This window comes from Amycolatopsis sp. NPDC003676, assembly GCF_053587275.1.
In genome coordinates this window covers 32,739-52,394 of the sequence record NZ_JBSFNS010000033.1, presented here as the reverse complement: position 1 = coordinate 52,394, position 19,656 = coordinate 32,739, and the positions used below count along the sequence as shown (strand labels likewise).

At 69.0% G+C, this 19,656-nt stretch carries 20 protein-coding genes; 10 read left to right on the top strand and 10 right to left on the bottom strand.

Annotated features, from left to right (window positions below; genetic code table 11):
- Positions 1-48: 48 nt before the first annotated feature.
- Entirely contained in the window at positions 49-555 is a 507-nt protein-coding gene (gene xrtP / locus ACWDNU_RS20940; RefSeq protein WP_449670130.1) for an exosortase P, read from the bottom strand.
- A gap of 377 nt (positions 556-932) precedes the next feature.
- Between xrtP and ACWDNU_RS20935 the strand changes: the two genes are divergently transcribed.
- The 3 genes from ACWDNU_RS20935 (at position 933) to wecB (ending at position 3,133) form a co-directional block, all read left to right on the top strand.
- Positions 933-1,700, top strand: coding sequence for a choice-of-anchor P family protein (locus ACWDNU_RS20935; RefSeq protein WP_344270351.1), 768 nt, complete (start codon positions 933-935; stop codon positions 1,698-1,700).
- A gap of 20 nt (positions 1,701-1,720) precedes the next feature.
- On the top strand, positions 1,721-1,900 hold the full coding sequence (locus ACWDNU_RS20930) for an LPXTG cell wall anchor domain-containing protein (protein ID WP_344270349.1): 180 nt from the start codon (positions 1,721-1,723) through the stop codon (positions 1,898-1,900).
- Between the two features lie 69 nt (positions 1,901-1,969).
- Positions 1,970-3,133: a non-hydrolyzing UDP-N-acetylglucosamine 2-epimerase gene (gene wecB, locus ACWDNU_RS20925; RefSeq protein WP_449670129.1), complete on the top strand. Its 1,164-nt coding sequence runs from the start codon at positions 1,970-1,972 to the stop codon at positions 3,131-3,133.
- On the opposite strand, the gene tsaD is transcribed toward wecB, so the two are convergent.
- From tsaD to tsaB, 3 genes are read right to left on the bottom strand one after another with little or no spacing between them, the layout of a single operon-like run.
- Entirely contained in the window at positions 3,114-4,160 is a 1,047-nt protein-coding gene (gene tsaD, locus ACWDNU_RS20920) for a tRNA (adenosine(37)-N6)-threonylcarbamoyltransferase complex transferase subunit TsaD (RefSeq protein WP_449670106.1), read from the bottom strand. The genes wecB and tsaD overlap by 20 nt on opposite strands.
- On the bottom strand, positions 4,160-4,642 hold the full coding sequence (rimI, locus tag ACWDNU_RS20915; protein WP_344270343.1) for a ribosomal protein S18-alanine N-acetyltransferase: 483 nt from the start codon (positions 4,640-4,642) through the stop codon (positions 4,160-4,162). Before rimI ends, tsaD begins: the two co-directional genes overlap by 1 nt.
- The gene (gene tsaB / locus ACWDNU_RS20910; RefSeq protein WP_449670105.1) at positions 4,639-5,304 is read right to left on the bottom strand and encodes a tRNA (adenosine(37)-N6)-threonylcarbamoyltransferase complex dimerization subunit type 1 TsaB; all 666 of its coding nucleotides are present in this window, start codon (positions 5,302-5,304) and stop codon (positions 4,639-4,641) included. Before tsaB ends, rimI begins: the two co-directional genes overlap by 4 nt.
- A gap of 354 nt (positions 5,305-5,658) precedes the next feature.
- On the opposite strand from tsaB, the gene ACWDNU_RS20905 reads away from it, so the two are divergent.
- The 7 genes from ACWDNU_RS20905 to ACWDNU_RS20875 all read left to right on the top strand — a co-directional run bounded on the left by ACWDNU_RS20905 (position 5,659) and on the right by ACWDNU_RS20875 (position 13,432).
- Positions 5,659-6,147: a hypothetical protein gene (locus ACWDNU_RS20905; RefSeq protein WP_370932159.1), complete on the top strand. Its 489-nt coding sequence runs from the start codon at positions 5,659-5,661 to the stop codon at positions 6,145-6,147.
- Between the two features lie 4 nt (positions 6,148-6,151).
- The gene (locus ACWDNU_RS20900; protein ID WP_449670104.1) at positions 6,152-6,751 is read left to right on the top strand and encodes a DUF3558 family protein; all 600 of its coding nucleotides are present in this window, start codon (positions 6,152-6,154) and stop codon (positions 6,749-6,751) included.
- Entirely contained in the window at positions 6,748-8,052 is a 1,305-nt protein-coding gene (locus ACWDNU_RS20895) for a hypothetical protein (RefSeq protein WP_449670103.1), read from the top strand. The genes ACWDNU_RS20900 and ACWDNU_RS20895 overlap by 4 nt, the downstream gene beginning before the upstream one ends.
- Positions 8,053-8,055: 3 nt before the next feature.
- On the top strand, positions 8,056-8,802 hold the full coding sequence (locus ACWDNU_RS20890; RefSeq protein WP_449670102.1) for an ESX secretion-associated protein EspG: 747 nt from the start codon (positions 8,056-8,058) through the stop codon (positions 8,800-8,802).
- 109 nt (positions 8,803-8,911) lie between these two features.
- Positions 8,912-10,333 carry an acyl-CoA synthetase gene (locus tag ACWDNU_RS20885; RefSeq protein ID WP_370932163.1) on the top strand — a complete coding sequence of 474 codons (1,422 nt, stop codon included), beginning with the start codon at positions 8,912-8,914 and terminating at the stop codon, positions 10,331-10,333.
- Entirely contained in the window at positions 10,330-11,646 is a 1,317-nt protein-coding gene (locus ACWDNU_RS20880) for a carboxyl transferase domain-containing protein (protein ID WP_449670101.1), read from the top strand. Before ACWDNU_RS20885 ends, ACWDNU_RS20880 begins: the two co-directional genes overlap by 4 nt.
- A gap of 382 nt (positions 11,647-12,028) precedes the next feature.
- Entirely contained in the window at positions 12,029-13,432 is a 1,404-nt protein-coding gene (locus ACWDNU_RS20875) for an MFS transporter (RefSeq protein WP_370932165.1), read from the top strand.
- 66 nt (positions 13,433-13,498) lie between these two features.
- Here the strand turns inward: ACWDNU_RS20875 and tsaE are convergent, their stop codons facing one another.
- The 6 genes from tsaE to ACWDNU_RS20845 are packed head-to-tail and all read right to left on the bottom strand — an operon-like array spanning position 13,499 to position 19,538.
- Positions 13,499-13,954: a tRNA (adenosine(37)-N6)-threonylcarbamoyltransferase complex ATPase subunit type 1 TsaE gene (gene tsaE / locus ACWDNU_RS20870; RefSeq protein WP_370932166.1), complete on the bottom strand. Its 456-nt coding sequence runs from the start codon at positions 13,952-13,954 to the stop codon at positions 13,499-13,501.
- Positions 13,951-15,039, bottom strand: a complete 1,089-nt coding sequence (locus ACWDNU_RS20865) for an alpha/beta fold hydrolase (RefSeq protein WP_449670100.1) — start codon at positions 15,037-15,039, stop codon at positions 13,951-13,953. Before ACWDNU_RS20865 ends, tsaE begins: the two co-directional genes overlap by 4 nt.
- Positions 15,036-16,157 carry an alanine racemase gene (alr, locus tag ACWDNU_RS20860; RefSeq protein ID WP_449670099.1) on the bottom strand — a complete coding sequence of 374 codons (1,122 nt, stop codon included), beginning with the start codon at positions 16,155-16,157 and terminating at the stop codon, positions 15,036-15,038. The genes ACWDNU_RS20865 and alr overlap by 4 nt, the downstream gene beginning before the upstream one ends.
- 29 nt (positions 16,158-16,186) lie before the next feature.
- Entirely contained in the window at positions 16,187-17,287 is a 1,101-nt protein-coding gene (locus tag ACWDNU_RS20855; protein WP_354748156.1) for an ABC transporter ATP-binding protein, read from the bottom strand.
- A 3-nt stretch (positions 17,288-17,290) separates the two neighbouring features.
- The gene (xylB, locus tag ACWDNU_RS20850; RefSeq protein WP_449670098.1) at positions 17,291-18,724 is read right to left on the bottom strand and encodes a xylulokinase; all 1,434 of its coding nucleotides are present in this window, start codon (positions 18,722-18,724) and stop codon (positions 17,291-17,293) included.
- Positions 18,714-19,538: a DeoR/GlpR family DNA-binding transcription regulator gene (locus tag ACWDNU_RS20845; RefSeq protein WP_370932170.1), complete on the bottom strand. Its 825-nt coding sequence runs from the start codon at positions 19,536-19,538 to the stop codon at positions 18,714-18,716. The genes xylB and ACWDNU_RS20845 overlap by 11 nt, the downstream gene beginning before the upstream one ends.
- Positions 19,539-19,656: the final 118 nt, after the last annotated feature.

Here is a 19,656-nt window from a genome sequence, read left to right as displayed (position 1 = left end):
GCGCGAAGGCCTGCGTGACCGACAGCAGGATCTTCAGGCCGGAGTCGCTCACGCCGCGGCCTGCTTCTCGGCCTTCGTCTTCCGCGTCGCCAGCCACACGAAGAGCACCAGCGAGATCGCGCCGCCGATGACGCTGACCAGCGAACCGAGCAGCGTGTGGCCCCAGTAGTAGCCCTCGTCGGTGCCGAGCCCGTTGACCAGCCCGACGATGGTGAGAATCCGTAACTGATTAACCAAAATCACCGCGATCGCGGAAATTCCCAGCGAGAAAAAGAGCCTGCGGGCATTCTGTGGCCGGAACCACAGAAGTGCGGCGGTTACTAATAGCAACGGCAGCAGAAGGAATACCGACGAGCATTCCGGAGTCATCCGCAACCCGAATGGAGTATCGCCGGACAACCCGAAGTAGACCGATTCCCGGTTTCCGGCCACATAGACCCCCGATGAGGTGACAACCCGGAGGATGGCACCGGCCAGTTGCACTTCCAGCTCGCGGTACCCGCGCTCCACGAGCACCAGCACGACCCCCGCGGCAAGCACCCCGAACACCGCCATACGCAGCGGAAACCGGGATGCGCCGGACACCGGCGCGTTGACTGCTGTCACGACGACCCTCTCGAGAAGAAACCCAGCGGAACCGGGGCGGTACCGGCCACGGTCGTGTCCGCGACGGTTTCCGCCCTTCCCCGGGCAGCCCCTTTTCGGGGATACCCGAGCAGCTTTCGGCATATTCTTACTCAAGCTTGCTAGTCCGTTCGAGTGATACTTCGCGCAACCTGGGAAAAAGCCGAATCTATATCACCCGATGTGGTGATCCACCGAAAAAGCTGTGCCATTTCGGAAACGTCCGCCGATAACCGATCCGCGTGCCGACTCTTGCTCAGCGGGTTTAGTCCGCGCGGCGGCTCGCCCTGAGAAAATTCGGAGGACCAGTGAAGAGACACCTCGTGCGACGAGGCGGCATGCTCGCCGTTGTCGTGGCGAGCATCGCCCTGGCCGGAGCCGCTCCGGCCAGCGCCGCTCCCGGCGACGGGTCGGCCTACGGCGTCAACGTCAACGTGACGCTGCTCGGCCAGCCCGCGGTGCACCTCGGCCCGCTCGCGGCCGCGAACACCGGCGGCCCGACGGAAAACACCGCGGTCTCCGCGAACGTTCCCGGCGTGCTCACCACCGGCGTGATCAACACGTCCGCCGTGCGCGACGACAACTCCGGCGCGGTCACAGCGAAGGCGTCCACCGCCGACGTCGGGCTGCCGCTGCTCAAGGCCGCCGTCGGCAATGTCGGCGCGAAGGCGGTCGAAGCCGTCTGCACCGCGACCCAGGAAGGCGTCAAGGGCAGCACCACGCTGGTCGGCGCGAACCTCGGCAGCCTCGGCAAGGTCGACGCCACCCCGGCGGCGAACACCGAGCTGAAGGTCCAGGTCGGCCCGCTGCACGTGGCGACGCTGATCCTGAACGAGCAGATCAAGAACCCGGACGGCAGCCTCACCGTCAACGCCCTGCACCTGAAGCTGCTCGGCGGCGACGCGCTGGGCGCGCTCGGTTCGGGCGACGTGATCCTGTCGTCGGCGACCTGCGGTCCGGCCGCTCCGCCGATGCCGCTTGCCTCCGGTGCGGGCATGTGGATCGGTTTCGGCGTGCTCGCCGCCGTCGCGGTGCCGGTCGGCCTGCGCTTCACCCGGCGTCGTTCGGCCGCCTGATCCGGTGAGGTGATGGATCGATGTACAAGATGCCTGGCGCCGGGGTCGGCGTCGCCGGTGGCGGGGTGGGCACCCTCGCCGCCACCGGTGCCGACGTCGGCTGGTGGCTCGCGGTCGGCATCGCGCTGGTGATCCTCGGGATCGCCGCGCTGATCGCCGTCCGCCGCCGGAATCGGCGGTTCTCCCGCCTGGACGGCTGAAGAATCCGGGCTGCCGGCGTGATCCCGCCGGCAGCCCGGATTTCCGGGACACTCGAAAGGGTGAAAACGTTGGACGTGATGCTGCTGGCCGGGACGCGGCCGGAGGCGGTGAAGCTCGCGCCGCTCGCGCTGGCTCTGGACGCCCGGCCCGGGCTGCGGCCGCTGGTAGTGCACAGCGGACAGCACCAGGGCATGGTCGAACAGGCGCTGGCCCCGTTCGAGGTGGCGATCGATGCGTGGCTCGACGTGCCGCCGCGAGTGTCCGGCACGCAGGCGGAACTGGTGTCCGGCCTGCTGCCCGCACTCGACGCCGCGCTGCGCCGGTATCGGCCGTCGGCGGTCGTCGTGCAAGGCGACACCACCACCGGACTGGCCGGCGCGCTCGCCGCGTTCTGGCTCGGCATCCCGGTGGTGCACCTCGAAGCCGGGCTGCGCACGCACGACCTGGCGTCGCCGTTCCCCGAGGAGGGAACGCGGCAGATGATCTCGCGGATCGCAGCGCTGCACCTGGTCCCGACCGCGGCCGCGGGCGCGGCTTTGCTGGCCGAGGGCGTTCCGGCGGAGCGCATTACGCGTACTGGCAACACTGTCGTCGACGCGGTGCTGGCGGTGGCCGCACGCGATTTGCCTGCCCGTGATCCGGCGCTTGCCTTGCTGGAGATGGGAATCGCCGAAGCGGGCGAACAGTTGGTGCTGGTCACGTCGCATCGCCGCGAGTCGTGGGGTGAACCGTTGACGCGCACGCTGACCGCGGTGCGGCAGATCGTCGACGCCCATCCGCGCGTGCAGGTGCTGTTCCCAGTGCATCCGAATCCGGCTGTGCGGGAACAGGTCGAAGAAGTGCTGGGCGGGGTCGCGCGGGTGACCGTCACCGAGCCGTTGGAGTACCCGGATCTCGTGCGCGCGCTGCGGTTGGCATCGCTCGTGCTGACGGATTCCGGTGGTATTCAAGAAGAAGCGCCGACGTTCGGTACACCAGTGCTGGTGCTGCGCGACACGACGGAACGCCCGGAAGCGGTCGAAGCCGGTTGCGCTTGGCTGGTCGGCACCGACACGGAGCTGATCACCGACACCGCCGCACGCATCCTTCGCGGCGAGATTAGCGCTGCCGCGTCAGCGAATCCTTATGGAAACGGCTCCGCGGCAGCACAGTCGGCTTCGGCGATCGAGGCGCTGCTAGGGGTGTCCCTTGATGCTGCTGCTCTCGTGAGTCCTAAAGGGACACAATGTTGACTGGCAGACCCGGGTTCGCCGAGAAGTCCAACGGCGCCACCGCCCGGCCTGCCGCCACCACGTGCGCGCCCAACGCCGCGATCATCGCGCCGTTGTCCGTGCACAACCGCGGCCGCGGTACGCGCAGCTCAATACCGGCCTCAGCACAACGCTCCGCCGCCAGCTCCGAAAGCCGCGAATTCGCTGCCACACCACCGGAAATTACCAAAGTGCCGATGTCTTGTTCGCGTGCGGCACGGATCGCCTTCGCGGTGAGCACGTCTGCGACCGCTTCCTGAAAGGACGCCGCGACGTCGTTCACCGGCACGGCGTCGCCAGCGCGCTCAGCGTTCTCCACCCAGCGTGCCACGGCCGTTTTCAAGCCAGAGAAGGAAAAGTCGAACTTCGCGTCACGCGGACCGGTCATGCCGCGCGGGAACGCGATCGCCTTCGGGTTGCCCTGTTTGGCCGCCTTGTCGATCGGCGGCCCGCCCGGATACGGCAGTTCCAGCACGCGCGCGACCTTGTCGTACGCCTCGCCCGCCGCGTCGTCCACAGTGGACCCAAGCTCGGTGATGCTCGACGCGATGTCGTCCACTCGCAACAGCTGCGTGTGCCCACCGGAAACCAGCAGCGCCAACACCGGCGACGGCAGCGGGCCGTGCTGCAACGTGTCCACCGCGATGTGCCCGGCAAGGTGATTCACGCCGTACAGCGGCACATCCAGCGCGGTGGCATAGGCTTTCGCCGCCGAAACCCCGACCAGCAACGCTCCCGCAAGACCCGGCCCAGCCGTCACCGCAATAGCGTCCACATCGGACAGTTTCAGCCCCGCAGTGGCGAATGCCCGCTCCGCCGTCGGCACCATCGCTTCGAGATGCGCGCGACTGGCGACCTCCGGCACGACGCCGCCGAAGCGAGCGTGCTGGTCCACACTGGACGCGACCTCGTCGGCGAGCAGTTCCACCGTGCCGTCGTCGTGCAGCCGGACGAGGCCGACGCCGGTCTCGTCGCAGGAGCTCTCGATACCCATGATGACGCGCGCCATCAGCCGGCCACCTCGTCTCGTGCCGGGGCCTGCGCGGGGCGGGCCATGGTGAACGCGTCGGCGCCGGAAGGCTGGTAATAGCGCTTCCGGATGCCGAGTTTCTGGAAACCGTGTGCCTCGTACAGCGTCACGGCCGGGTCATTGTCCGTACGCACTTCGAGGAAGACAGCCGCGTGCAGTTCGTCGGCGCGCGTCAGCAACGCTCGCAGCAACGCCTTGCCGATGCCCTGCCCCTGCGCCTCCGGCACGACGCCGATCGTGTGCACGTTCGCTTCGTAGTCGCCGCGCCGCCCGACCACCGCGAGCCCCGCGTATCCCAGCAGGGTCTCGCCGTCGTCCGACCGCGCGGCCAGGTAGTAATGGCCCTGATCGAGCTCGGAATGAAACGCGCGCGCACTCCAGGGATCGTCGCCGGGAAAGAGGATCTTCTCGATCTCCGCACACCTCGCGACGTCAGCGCGGCGCAGCTGGTCGAGCTTCACAGCGCGGTCACCCTCTTGCGGGCCGAGGGCTCGACAGCGTCCGGACGACGCAGGTAGAGGGGAGTCAACGGCTCCGGCTCCGCGCGCTCGAGAAGCGCCGTACGCGCAACGCGCACCAACCCAGCCGGCGACGGAAACCGCGGCTCGATCGGCACCACGCCCACCGCCGCCGCGTACTGCAACGCCCCGTCCCCCGCCGCGACGCGAATGTCGGTTTCGATGTCCGCGGGCCGCTGTACGTGAGGACCGTCAGTGCGCGCGCCCGAAGCGTCGTACGCAGCCCAGTAGACCTCGCGACGCCGCGCGTCCGTGAAGACGAGAAACGGCTTCTCCGTGCGCACCACGTCAGCAGCGATCGCGTCGAGACTGCACACCGGGTACGCCGGAATGCCGAGCGCGTGCGCGTACGCAGCCGCCGTGGCCATCCCCGCCCGCAACCCAGTGAAGGGCCCCGGCCCGACGCCGCACACGATCGCGTCGAGCTCGCGGAGCGTGACCCCAGCTTCGTCCGCAGCAGCAAGCGCATGCGGGGCAATCAGCTCGCCGTGCGCCCTCGGATCCACCGTGACGCGGTCCGCCCGAGTGACGAGCTCAGCCTCGTCGAGAGCGACGATGCCCGCCGTCACCGCCGGAGTAGCCGTGTCGATCGCCAATACCAGCACGATTTCCCAGGATAGCTCTGGTCCGAAGGAGACCGGGGAGCGGGCGGGGCGGATGGGGGCTCGGGAAAGATACGTTCCGTGATGAAGCTGCCTTTCGTGGCCGTGGTGGTTCTGGCAGGTTGAGCCGCTCGACGTGGCCAAGTACGAGCAGGCACCTTGCGCTCCGCACACCCCGGCCCAGGCCGCGGAGGTCATCGAGTCGGTCCACAGCAGCTCTGATCACTGTCAAGACAGCTTCCTGACACCTGCCCGGCTTGGGGGATTTTGTCCACACGCGGAACCTCGACCGATTAAGCTCAGTCAAAGCGTCGGCAGTCGGAGACAGTGCCGCCGGGACCGAGGGGGAGCGTCATCGTGGGCAATGGGGAGTCGTCCAGCAGCCAGCCGGTGGACGGGCGCGCGGGGTACGTCGACCCGGAAGAGCAGGCCAAACGCGACCGCCAGGACAAGCAGTTCGGCGAAGCGATGAACTCCAACGGCGTGCGCGTCTACCAGCAGCGCGCGGCCGAGGACGCCAAGGTGAACGCCGCCGCGGCGGGTGGCGGGTTCAACATGGACATCGCGGCGATGAAGACCTTGCAACCGGAATGGCAGAGCATCGCCGACGGCCTGAACGGCATGATCAGGTCAGGTCGGCAGTTGCGCGCGGTAACGCCGCCGGCCAGCGACGACGGCAGCTCCCTGCAGAAGCGAGCAGCGGATATGCATGCCGACGCCTACCTCACGAGTCTTCAGCAACAGCAGACCTACGCGCAGGGTTATGCCGACCGGTTGAAAGAAGCCATCGGCAAGTACGAGAAGCAGGATCATGCCAACACGACCAGCATGAGCAAGCAAGGATGACCCGGTGACGAAGACCAGCCTCCGCGCCGCGGCGACAGCGATCCTGCTCCTCGCCCTGGCCGCTTGCACGTCCAATCCGGGTTCTCCCGCGCCGTCGACTCCGAGCGCGCCACCGGCGACGTCTTCGGCCGCGCCCGATGTTCCCCAGGTAGCCAACCCGCTCGACGTCGCCAAGTACGAGCAGGCACCGTGTTCTCTGCTCACCCCGGCCCAGGCCGCGGAGGTCATCGAGTCGGTCCGCACCACCACCGACGCCGGAGCCGGAGCACCGATCTGCAGCTGGTACGGCCCGGACAACAGCAGCGTCGGCATCGGATTCGTCCCCAACGGCGGCGGACTCGCCAGCGCCTACCAGTACAAAGACAGCTCATCCGGATACTTCGAGAAAGCACCCGACACCGACGGCTACCCGACCGTGCTTTCCGGCCCCACCGACGACCGCAAAAAAGGCGGCTGCCAGGCCATCGTCGGCGTGAAGAACGACGAGACCTTCACCAGCTCGGTCATCCTCCGCGAATCCTCCCCGCATTACGGCGACCCGTGCGCATTGGCCATCACAGCGGCTACCGCAGCGATCAAGACGATCAAGACAGGTGCGCGATGACTAATTACACTCCGCAGCAAATCGTCGGCTTCGTCACAAGCGGCAAGGGCTCCGGCGGGATGTACACCGGGGCAGACCTGTCCTCGGATCTCTCCCGCCAGCACCAGGAAATCGCCGGCCGGATGCAGCAGCTGCAAGGCAAGATGAGCCAGTACTGGCAGGGAGATTCCGCCGGTCAGGCCTACGCCGGCGCGGGCCCGCTCGTGCAGGCGTCCCAGGTCAGCGGGCAGCATCTCCAGCAGGCGCAGGACCTCTACCACGGCCAGGGCGGCTCGTTCCAGCAACTGCACAACAAGATCCAGGACATCGGCGACATCGGCGAGAAACCGGCAGGCGACTGGGTTTCCGGGACCCCTCTCTCGTTCCTCTCGAACCGGCAGCACGAGATTGACGACTGGAACCGGAAAGCTCAGGCGATCACCGAAAGCTACGACTCTTACCACCAGGAGTCGTCGGACAATTCGAGTCGCTGGGCGGACCCGTCCCAATACGGGCAGCTCGCGATGCCCTCCGCGGGCGGCGACTTCACCATCACCCAGCCCGGCAGCACCGGTACCGCTCATCTGCCCACGCACTACACCCCGGGCGGCCCCGGCGGCACCGCTGGCACGTACTCCGAGGGCGGCTACGTCGGCGGCGACAACAACACCAGCAGCAGCACCGGCGGCAGCAACACCGGCCACCGCGATCACACGAACGATCGCACTGGGCCTCCCGGGGTGACGCCTCCTTCGGAGACTCACCGGTGGGATCCGGAGGTTCCGCCGCGCAACGGTCCGACGGATACGCCGGGCAAGTACCACCCGCCGCACAGCGATTTGCCGGATGACACTCGGACCTCTGGCTATGTTCCGCCGGATCTGACCAGCACCAGCAATCCCAACAACACCAGCAACCCCAACTCCTGGTCGTTCAACAGCAGCAACCCCAACACCGCCACCCCCAACGGCGGCAGCAGCGGTCTGTACACCCCGGGGCTCCCAGGAACTGGCAGCGGTTACTCGGGCAACCCAGGCAGCGGCAACCCCGGCAACAGCAACAGCGTCGGCCGAGGAGCGGGCACCGGTACCGGGCCGTTCGGTGGCAACGCCGAAGCCGCCGCCAGAGGTGGAGCAGCCGCCGGAGCCAACGGGCGTGCGGGGGCGCCGGGCATGGGTGCGGGTGCGATGGGTCGCGGGCAGAAGGGCGAGGGGGAAGACGACCTCGTCCACGAAACCGCCGACTACCTGGTCGAGCAGGACCCCGACGCGGCCCTCATCGGCGACCTTCCCAAGGCGGTTCCGCCGGTGATCGGGCTCTGACGGATGCTGGTGCTCGCCCGCGAGGTGGTGCTCCCTGCCGACTGTCTTCCCGTCGCGGCGGAGCTCGCCGGGGTTTCCCTGCCGGCGGCGCTCTCGCCCGACCCGCTTTGGCGCGACCCCGAGGAGACGCACGCGTATCGCGAAGCCGCGGTGAACGCCATGGCCGACCAGGGCGTCTGGGGGCGCGGCGGTCCGGACGAGACGTTCGTCCGGACCATGACCGTGTTGTGCCGCGGGGCCAGTGAGCTGTCGGCGACCGTCGAGAGCGGGCGGGATCGGCGGTATCGGCTGGTCGTCGCGGCATTGAACAAAGACGCGGTGCTCGCGTGCCACATGCCCTCCACCGGCACTGTGGTGTTGCGGCCGGCCCGGCCGGAAGCGCTGGCGGAGGACTTGATCCGCGAACTGCCGCGTGTCAAGCCCGCGCAGGGGCAGGCGGTGTCGGTGCCGGAATCGGCGTTGAATCTGGCGATCGACGGCGGCCCGGCGCGGCAGGACGTGCGGCATTTGCTCGACGTCGCCGCGCTCCCCCGCGTCGGCGGCGGGCAGATCACGGCGGCCGCCCGGGACGGGCTTGGCGGGCGGCGGATCAGCGGGCGCGACATCTGCACCTATTACGACACCGAGCACGGCCGCTACCTGTTCTCGTTCTCCGAAACCGCGGGCGGCGAGCGGTACGTGAACGTCGCCCCGGCCCGGCACGAAACGATGGTCGAACGCGTGCGCGCGCTGCTCGATAATCTCGCCTGAACCTGGGTACCCCTGACAATCAGGATCTGTGAATCGCGTCGCAGGTGGCCACCGCCACAAGGCGGTACGGTGCGGTTCCAGGTGCCGGTGACGCAGGAGGTCCGCGAAAGTGCCCGATCCGCTGTTCCCCGCAGTCGCCGCCGGATCCGGCAAGGAAGCGCTGCGTTTCGGAGACCGAAAACTCACCTACGCCGAGCTCGGCGCGGTCGCCGGGGCGCTGGCCGCTGAACTGCCCCGAGACCGCCGGGTCGCGGTGTGGGCGACGCCGACGCTGCACACCAGCGTCGCGGTGGTCGCCGCGCTGCTCGCCGGGGTTCCGGTGGTGCCGCTCAACCCCAAGATCGGCGAACGCGAACTCGGGCACATCCTCGCCGACAGCGAGCCAGCGCTGGTGCTCGCCGAACCCGGCGTCGAACTGCCCGCCGCGCTCGATCTGCCGCGTCGCGACATTCCGCTGGAAGGCAACGGGAAACCGCCGGCCAGCGAGCCGGACGCCGAGGCTCCCGCGTTCATCGTCTACACCTCCGGCACGACCGGGCCGCCCAAGGGCGTTGTGCTGCCGCGCCGCTCGATCGCGACCACGCTCGACGCGCTCGAGGACGCTTGGCAGTGGACCGCTGACGACGTGCTCGTCCATGGGCTGCCGTTGTTCCACGTGCACGGCTTGATCCTGGGCATCCTCGGGCCGCTGCGCCGTGGCGGCTCGGTGCGTCACCTGGGGCGGTTCTCTCTCGAAGGCGTCACGGAAGAGCTCGCGAACGGCGCGACGATGCTGTTCGGCGTCCCGACGATGTATCACCGGATCGCCGAAGCGGTCGCGACCGACGAAGGCCTCGCCAACGCGCTCAAGTCCGCGCGGCTGCTGGTCTCCGGCTCGGCCGCGCTGCCGGTGCACGACCACCAGCGGATCACCGCCGCGACCGGGCAGCAGGTCGTGGAGCGCTACGGCATGACCGAAACTCTGATGAACACCAGTGTCCGCGCCGACGGCGAGCGCAAGCCGGGTTCGGTCGGCGTTCCGCTCGCCGGGGTCGACCTGCGACTGGTCGACGAGTCCGGGGATCCAGTGCAAGAGCCGGACGCGGTCGGCGAGATCCAGGTCCGCGGGCCGAATCTGTTCACCGAATACCTCAACCGGCCGGACGCGACGGCCGCGGCGCTCGACGGCGGCTGGTTCCGCACCGGCGACATGGCCACCCGCGACCCCGACGGCTACGTCCGGATCGTCGGCCGCAAGGCCACCGACCTGATCAAGAGCGGCGGCTACAAGATCGGCGCGGGCGAGATCGAGAACGCACTCCTGGAGCACCCGAACGTCGCCGAGGTGGCGGTGACTGGCGAACCTGACGACGACCTCGGCGAGCGCATCGTCGCCTGGGTCGTGCCGGACGGCGAGCGCCCGGCGCTCGAAGACCTCGCCGATCACGTGTCGAAACTGCTTGCTCCGCACAAGCGGCCGCGCGTCGTGCGATACCTGGATGCGTTGCCGCGCAACGACATGGGCAAAGTCATGAAGCGAGCGCTCGGATGAACACCACCGCGCGCGAGCTGCTGGCCGCTATCTCCGACGGGTTCACCGACCTGTCCCTCGCGGACACTCCGGCGGACGATCCGCTCGGCTGGCCGGGATATCCGGAGGCCAGGGCGGCCGCCGCCGCGCGCACCGGCGAGGCCGAATCGGTCGTCGTCGGAGAGGCGAAGATCGGCGACGTGCCCACGGTGCTGATCGCCTGGGAGTTCGGCTTCCTCGGCGGTTCAATCGGACAGCAGACCGGCGATCGCGTCGAGGCTGCTTTCGCCCACGCGAAAGAGCGTGGGCTGCCGGTGGTGTCGCTGGTCGCGACTGGCGGCAGCCGGATGCAGCACGGCATGCGCGCGCTCTCCCAGCTCCAGCGAATCGCGCGCGCCTCGGCGGACGCGCGCGCGGCGGGTGTCCCGCAGATTTCCATTCTGCGTAACCCGTCCACCGGCGGCGGCTGGGCGACGCTCGGTGCCGGTTCCGACGTCGTGTTGGGACTGCCAGACACGCAAGTGGGCTTCGCTGGCTCCCGCGTACGGCCTGCGACATCGCCCGCGGAGGCGTACACCGTCGAAGCGAAGCTGGAATGGGGTCAGGTCGACCGTCTCGTTGAGACAGACGAGCTGGGTGACGTACTCGCGCGATGGCTACAGCTGCTGGCTTCACCGTCGACAGAACCCGCGCCCCCGCCTAACGCCCGTCGAGACGCCGCGCTGCCCGAAACCGGATGGGACGCGGTACGGACGGCTCGCGCTTCTTCGCGAGCGCGCGCACCCGAATACCTCGACGCGTACTTCGACTGGCGAGAGAACGTACAAGGCGACCGCGCTGGTCACGTCGACGAAGGCGTCCAATGTGGCTTCGGCTGGCGAGAAGGCCGCGCGATCGCGTACGCAGCACAGTGCGGCACCGCGACCCGCCCGGCAGGCTTTCGCACCGCAGCACGGCTTATCCGGCTGGCGTCCCGGCTAGGGATTCCGGTGCTGACGCTTGTGGACACTCCCGGCGCGGCAAACGACGCGGAAGCGGAAGAAGGCGGGATCGGACCAGCGATCGCGGAGTTGTTCGAGGCGATCGCCACCGCCGCGGTGCCGGTGACGACACTCGTGATCGGCGAAGGCGGTTCCGGCGGCGCGCTGGCTTTCGCCGCTCCGGGCACGACCTGGATCGCCCCGGACGCCTACTTCTCGGTCACTTCGCCGGAAGCGGCGGCGGCGATCCTGAAACGGCCGATGACCGACGTACCGGCCGTGGCCGACCAGCTGCGGTTGCGCCCGCAGGATCTGGTCGGCCTCGGCCTGGCAGTCGGAATTGTCGAGCCCTAGAGCTCCGAGAGTCCTAACGGGTCACGCCTCGACGGCGCGCACCCGCCACTTGCGCTGCGCGTAGGACGCAAGGGTCGCCGCGACAGCGACTCCCGCGGTTGCACAGCTTGCGATGGCCACGAATACTGCCGTCATTGCGGCTCCTCCTCACGGGGTGCGCACGCCGATGCCGTCGGCGAATCCGGATGATCCGCTGGCCGACGTGTGCGAGTTGATGGGGTTGAACAGGTATCTACCTGCTATAACGCATGGTCCCCGCTACGCGTTACCTGCGCTACCCCCGTGCGGGAGTGAGACGTATCACGTTACGCTTTGGATCGCTCGCGGTAGGTGATGTCGGGGGCTCTGCGCAGTGAGTCCTGGAAAACGCGAAAGGAGCGATGTGACAGAGGCAGCAGACGGGAGGGGGCCGTCGGGCGGCGCCACGGTCACGGACGACGCGACGATGCGCCGGGCGGTCGGCGCGGCCGCGGTCGGCAACATCACCGAGTGGTTCGATTTCGGGGTCTACGGCTACCTCTCCACCACCATCGAGGCACAGTTCTTCCCGCCCGGCAATCCCGCGCTGGCCCAGCTCGCGACGTTCGCGACCTTCGCGGTGGCGTTCCTGGTGCGTCCGCTCGGCGGCCTGTTCTTCGGTCCGCTCGGCGACAAGATCGGCCGGACCAAGGTGCTCGCGGTGACGGTGATCCTGATGGCGACCGGCACCTTCCTCATCGGACTGATCCCGTCGTACTCCTCGATCGGGCTGGCCGCGCCGATCCTGCTGGTGTGCGCGCGGGTCCTGCAGGGCTTCTCCACCGGCGGCGAATACGCGGGCGCGATGACGTTCATCGCCGAGTACAGCCCGGACCGCCGCCGCGGCTACTTCGGCAGCTTCCTGGAGTTCGGCACCTTCATCGGGTACGCGCTGGGCGCGACCGTCTCGTCGGTGCTCCCGCTGGTTTCGACGCCGGCCTTCATGGACACCTGGGGCTGGCGGATCCCGTTCATGGTGGCGCTGCCGCTCGGCATCGTCGGGGTTTACCTGCGGACGAAGCTCGAGGAGACGCCCGCGTTCCAGCAGCTGCTCGACGAATCGGGCAAGCGCGAGGACGCCGAGGCCAAGCACGTGGTCCGCACGATCTTCGCGAAGTACTGGCCGACGATGCTGCTGGCCGGCGGGCTCGTGGTGACCTGGAACGTCACCAACTACATGCTCACCAGCTACATGCCGACCTATCTCAAGGACGACCGCACGATGTCCGAGAACGGCGGGCAGGCGATCTCGGCCACCGCGGCGGAGTGGCTGCAGATCGGCGTGCTGTGGCTGGGCGTGCTGCTGATCCCGTTCCTCGGCAAGCTCAGCGACCGCTACGGCCGCAAGCCGATTCTGTGGGTCGGCGCGGGCGGGCTGATCGTGCTCGGCCTTCCGATGGTGCTGCTGCTCAAGAGCGGGTCGCTGATCTCGGTGCTGCTCGGCCTGGTCCTGATGGGACTGCTGCTGATCTGCTTCTCCTCGACCTGCCCGTCCACGCTGCCCGCGCTGTTCCCGACCGAGGTCCGGTACGGCGGGTTGTCGATTTCGTTCAACATCTTCGTGTCGGCGTTCGCCGGGACGGTGTCGCTGGTGATGAGCGCGCTGGTGCTGGCCACCGGGGATCTCAAGTGGCCTGGGTACTACCTGATGATCGCTGGCGTGGTCGGCGTGCTGACGCTGCTGAAGCTGAAGGAGACGGCGCGGAAGCCGTTGCCTGGCTCGGCTCCGTCGCTGTCTGCCAGCGAGGAGGCCACGGCCGGGCGGTAATCGCCTGACTGGCCGTGAAGGGCCCCTTGAAGGAATCTGATTCCCTCAAGGGGCCCTTCACGGCGTTCAGGCCGCTTTCAGCTCGTCGACCCGGCTCGTCCAGGAGCCGTGCGGTTCCAGCACGACAGTCCGGGTGTCGTCGTCGTGGCGGGTCAGCCGGACGACGAGGTGGTCCTCCGACAGCCGCTCCGCGCTGCCCTCGCCCCATTCGACGACCACCGCGGACGACTCCAGGTCGGTGTCCAGGTCGAGATCGTCCAGCTGGGACAGATCTCCGCCCAGCCGGTACGCGTCCACGTGGATCAATGGGACTCCGGCCGCGCCCGCGGCGTGTACTCGCGCCAGCACGAACGTCGGCGAGCTGACCCGGCCGCCAACGCCGAGGCCGTCCGCGATGCCGCGGGTCAGCGTCGTTTTTCCGGCCCCTAGCGGACCGTCCAGCAGCACCAGATCGCCCGCGCGCAGGGCCGCGCCCAGCGTCCGCCCGAAGGCCATCGTGTCCTCGGGGGTTTCCAGAATCACCTTGTCCACCACCAGTTTCGCCGGTTCGGCGCGGCGCTGCCACCACAGCGCTGCAGCAGGTCGATGAGATGGCTGTTCACCAGCTCGGGCTGTTCGAGCTGCACCATGTGCCCGGCTCCGCGCACGCGCACCAGCTCGGCGTCCGGCAGCTCGGCGGCGATCCGCTCGGCGTGCGCGAACGGCGTGAAGCGGTCCGAGTCGCCGCCGATGACCAGCACTTGTGCGTGTTTCAGCCCGGCCAGCACAGCGTAGCGATTGTGGCTGCCGAGAGTGTCGACGAAGTTGAGCAGCCCGCGCACCGGCGTGACCGCCAGCATTTCCAGCATGAAGTCGACCAGGCGCGGCGAGACGTCGCGGCTGCCGAAAGCGAGCCGCCGCACTGCCTGCCGAGTGAGCTGACCGCCCGCCGCGCGGACGAACTCCACCAACCCGGGTTGCCACCCGGCCAGCTCGCCGACGCCGCGCGTGAGCGGGTTGTACTTGGACAGCAACGGCCTCGGCAATCCGCGCGCGCCGACTTCGCCCGCCGCGGTCGCGATGAAGGCGACGCCGCATACGCGGTCCTCGAAGAGGTCTGGCCGTTGCGCGGCCAGCTCCATGATCACCATGCCGCCCATGGAATGTCCCATGAGGACAATCGGTCCTTCGGGCACCATCGCACGCAGCACGCTGTCGAGGTCGTGCGCGAGCTGTTCGATCGTCGACGTCTCGGTAGACGCTTCTCCGGACAGACCGTGGCCGCGATGGTCGAAGTAGACCTGCCGTACGCGGGGCAGTCGCAGCGAAGCGACATCGCGGCGCTGGAAGTGCCACGAGCGCCGCGAAAGCGCGAAGCCGTGTACGCCGACGAGAGTCAGCTCTGGCTTCTCGCCGTCCTCAGGGTCGATCTCCTCGACCGACAGCGGCGTGCCGTCTTCAGCGGCGACAGTGGACGTACGGTCCGGCTTCAGCTCGCCCAGCGGCTCGTCGGCGAAGGGGTCTTCGGTCGGTTTACGTTGCTGCGTCGCGACAACTGCCGCTGCCGCACCCGTGACTACCGCTCCGACTCCGCCGACGATCGCCCACAGCCGCGCCGAAGGAGTCACGCCCGCTCCCCCACGTACCGGCGCTGTACGCGCGGCCGGTACATCGAGGTGACGATCTCGTAGTCGATGGTGCCGAGCTTGTCCGCCCATTCGCGCGCGGTCGGCTCGCCGGAGCGGCCGGATCCGAACAGCACGACCTCGTCGCCGACGCGCGGCACGTCCTCGTTGCCGACGTTCACCACGAGCTGATCCATGCAGACCCGCCCGACGACCGGCCGCCGCCGCCCGCCCAGCCAGACGTCCATCCGGCCGGACAGCGTGCGCGGAACCCCGTCGGCGTACCCGGCGGGCACGAGCGCGAGCGTGGTGTCCTCCGGCGCGGTCCAGGTGTGGCCGTAGGAGACGGATTCGCCGGCGGCCAGCGGCTTCGTGAGGACCACGCTGGAGCGGAACGTCATCGCCGGGCGCAGGTCGTCGTCGGTCGGCACCGGGTTGAGGCCGTACATCGCGATGCCCGGACGGACCAGGTCGAAGTGCAGGTCGGGCCGGGTGAGCGTGGCCGCGGAGTTGGCCAGGTGCCGGATCGGGTCGAGCCCGGCGGCGCGGGCCGCGTCGTAGGCCTCGGCGAACAGCTTCGCCTGCGCGTCGATCGACGCGTGGCCCAGTTCGTCGGCGCAGGCCAGGTGCGACCAAATGGCCACTACCTCGACGCCGCGCGCCTTGGCCGCCGCCTCGACCAGCGCCGGCCAGTCGGCGGGCGGGCAGCCGTTGCGCGACAGGCCAGTGTCGATTTTGAGGTGCACACGAGCGCGTTTTCCGGTCCGCTCCGCGGCGGCGTCGACCCGGGCCAGCTCACCGAGGGAGCTGACGCCGAGGTCGATGTCCGCCTCGATGCCGGGCGCGAAATCCAGCTCCGGCACGTCCAGCCAGCTGAACAGCCGAACCGACAGCCCGGCGGCCCGCAGGTCGAGGGCCTCCTGCAGCGAGCAGGTGCCGAGCCAGGTGGCCCCGGCTTCGACAGCGGCGCGGCCGACTGGCACCGCGCCGTGGCCGTACGCGTCGGCTTTGACCACGCACATCACGGCCGCACCGGGTGCCCGGGCGGCCAGCAAGGAAACGTTGTGGCGCACAGCGCCGAGATCGACCACGGTCTCGGCGTGCGGAGAACTGGCAGTCATAACGACTGCCAGTTTCCCACGTCATCGGCTCAGGAGAGACGCTGCCCGGACGTGCCGGAGAACACGTGCAGTTCGTCCGGACGGATCCGCAGGTGCAGGGTGTCGCCCATGCGGGGCGGCGTACGCGGGTCGACGCGCGCGACCACATTGCGTGACGCTCCCTCAGCGGACTCCTCGACGCCAGCGCCGAGCTTGCCGTAGACGTATGCGTCCGAGCCCAGCTCCTCGACCAGTTCGACCTTGATCGGCAACGTGCCGTCGGTGTCGGTGGTGGCTTCCAGCGACTCGGGGCGGAAACCGATGGTGACCGTGTCGCCGTCGGCCGCGGAACGGACCTCGGGCTTGAGCGGCACCTGCACGCCGCCGACCTCGGCACCGTCCGCGGTGAGCTTCGCGGCGACCAGGTTCATCGCCGGGGAGCCGATGAAGCCCGCGACGAAGACGTTTTCGGGCCGGTCGTACAGCGCGCGCGGGGTGTCGCACTGCTGCAGCAGACCGTCCGACAGCACCGCGACGCGGTCACCCATCGTCATGGCCTCGACCTGGTCGTGGGTCACGTACACGGTGGTGACGCCGAGGCGGCGCTGCAGCGCGGCGATCTGCGTACGGGTCGAAACCCGCAGCTTCGCGTCGAGGTTCGACAGCGGCTCGTCCATGAGGAACACCTGCGGCTCGCGCACGATCGCGCGGCCCATCGCGACGCGCTGGCGCTGACCGCCTGAGAGCGCCTTCGGCTTGCGGTCCAGGTACTGCTCGATGTCCAGCAGCTTCGCCGCGTCGAGCACCTTCTGCTTGATCTCCGACGCGGGCCGCCCGGCGATCTTCAGCGCGAAGCCCATGTTCTGCGCGACCGTCATGTGCGGGTACAGCGCGTAGTTCTGGAACACCATCGCGATGTCGCGCGAACGCGGCGGCAGCTGCGTGACGTCGCGGTCGCCGATCCAGACCGCGCCCTCGTCGATGTCCTCCAGGCCCGCGAGCATGCGCAGCGCGGTGGACTTGCCCGAACCCGACGGCCCGACCAGCACGAGGAACTCGCCGTCGGCGATTTCCAGGTCCAGCGCGTCGACGGCGGGACGCTCGGTCCCGGAGTAGCGCCGGGTCGCCTTGTCGTAGGTGATGCTGGCCATCGGTCAGTCCTCTCCCAATTTCGCGGAAACCCCGTGCGCGGCCTCGCGCGCCTCGAGGTGGCGTTGCTGGATCTCGATGCCCGCGGCGCGCAGTGCCCCGGCGGGTTCGTCCAAAACGAGCTGGCTTTCGGTCCCGTGCCACACGGGCGGTTCGGCGCTGCCCGCGAGCGCCCAGGCGGCCTGCCGAGCGGCTCCCTGCGCGACGTACTCGCCGACCTCGGGAATCACGACGGGCAGGCCGAGCACGATCGGCGCGATCGCGCGCACCGCGGCGGACTGCGCGCCGCCGCCGATGAGCAGCACGCGCTTCACGGCCATGCCCTGCGCGCGCACCGCGTCGAGCCCGGCGGCCAACCCGCAGACCATGCCCTCGACGGTCGCCCGCGCGACGTTCTCCGGCGTCATGTTCGCCCTGGTCAGGCCGTGCAGCGAACCGGTCGCGCCGGGCAGGTTCGGGGTGCGCTCGCCGTCGAGGTACGGCAGCAGCGTGAGCCCGCCCGCGCCCGGTTCGGCGGACAGCGCGAGCCGGTCGAATTCGGCCAGGTCGACGCCGAGCATCGCCGCGCCCGCGGTGAGCACGCGGGCGGCGTTGAGGGCGGCGGTCAGCGGGAGGAAGCGGCCGGTGGCGTCGGCGAATCCGGCGACCAGGCCGCTCGCGTCGGCCGCGCCGGTCTCGGTGACGCCGAAAACCGTGCCGCTGGTGCCGATCGAGATCACCGCGTCGCCCGGAGCCAGTCCGAGGGCGAGCGCGGCGGCCATGTTGTCGCCAGTGCCCGCGGAGACGAGCATGCCGTCGCTGGTGTGCCCGGCGACGTCGGACGGTCCGAGCACCGTCGGCAGATCCGGGGTGCGACCGCCGAACGCGTGCGCGAGGACGTCAGGGCGATAAGTGTTGTCTGTCGGCGAGAAATAGCCGGTGCCGGAGGCGTCGCCGCGGTCGGTCACCGCGGTTTCCGGGCGGCCGAGCAGCCGCCAGGTGAGCCAGTCGTGCGGCAGCAGAACGCGCGCGACACGATCGGCGTTCTCCGGCTCGTGCTCGGCGAGCCAGCGGAGCTTGGTGACGGTGAAGCTCGCGACCGGCACCAGCCCGACCGACTTCGCCCACACACCGGGTCCGCCCAGCTCTTCGGTCAGGTCTTTGGCCGCCTGCGCGGAACGGGTGTCGTTCCACAGCAATGCCGGACGGACTACCTCACCGGACTCGTCGAGCGTGACCATGCCGTGCTGCTGACCGCCGACCCCGATGGCCTTGACGCCGTCGAGAACGTCGCGAGTGGCGTCCGCAAACGCTTGCGCCCACGCTGCGGGGTCGACCTCGGTGCCGTCCGGGTGCGGTGCGCGACCGGTGCGCACGATCTCGCCCGTGCGCGCGTCGCAGACCACGACCTTGGTCGACTGGGTCGACGAATCGACCCCGGCCACCAGCTCAGCTGTCATAGGGCTGCCCCTCCTCGACGTACTCCGCGGCCTCGACCGCCGTTCCCTCGTTCAGCGCGGCCTCGATCTCCTCAGTCGGAGTGGCTTCGCTGGTGATCAGGAGGTCGTAATCGCCGACGGTGCCGTGCGCGTACGTCGCGGTGCGGCCGAACTTCGAATGGTCGAGCACCAGCACGTTGCGGTTCGCGGCGCGCAACACGGCTTTCTTCAGCTCGGCGTAGTCGCGGACCGGGTGGAACAGCCTGCCCACCGCGACCGCGCTCACCGAGACGAACGCGATGTCCACGCGAATGCGCTCGAGCAGCGCGAGCACGTCGGGGCCGGAGCAGGAGTCGTACTCGGGGTCGTAATGCCCGCCTGCCAGGACCACGTCGACGCCGGTGCCCAGCAGTCGCGCAGCCTGCAGCGAGTTGGTGATCACGGTGAGGCGTTCAAGCTGGGCCAGCCGCTCGACCAGCGGAAACAGCGTGGTGGAGTCGTCCACGAACACGGTCTGGCCAGGCTCGACCTGCTGAATCGCAAGATCCGCGAGGGCTTCCTTCTCCGCCGAGTGAAGCGTGAACCGGCTGGCGGTCTCCATGGTGAGCGCCGGATACGCCTCGACCTTGCCGCGCAGCTTCCGCAACAGCCGCTTGTCGGCGAGGTCGTCGAGGTCGCGGTGCATCGTCATGAGGCTCACGCCGAACCGGGCGGTGAGGTCGTCGATGCGGACTTCGCCCTGGTCAATGACGTAGTCGAGGATCTCCTGGCGCCGCTGCTCCACCGCGGCGTCGGACGGGCGCGTCTTCGGCCGTCCTGGCGTGTCTCGACTCACATCTCGTTCTTACCAGATATCGCGAGCCGAGTTAACACGTAACTCGATAACTCCTGGGTCACCTTCGAAGCGCTCCCATAGGTCTTCTCAGCTGCGTGCGGGGTGCCCGCCCTCGTTG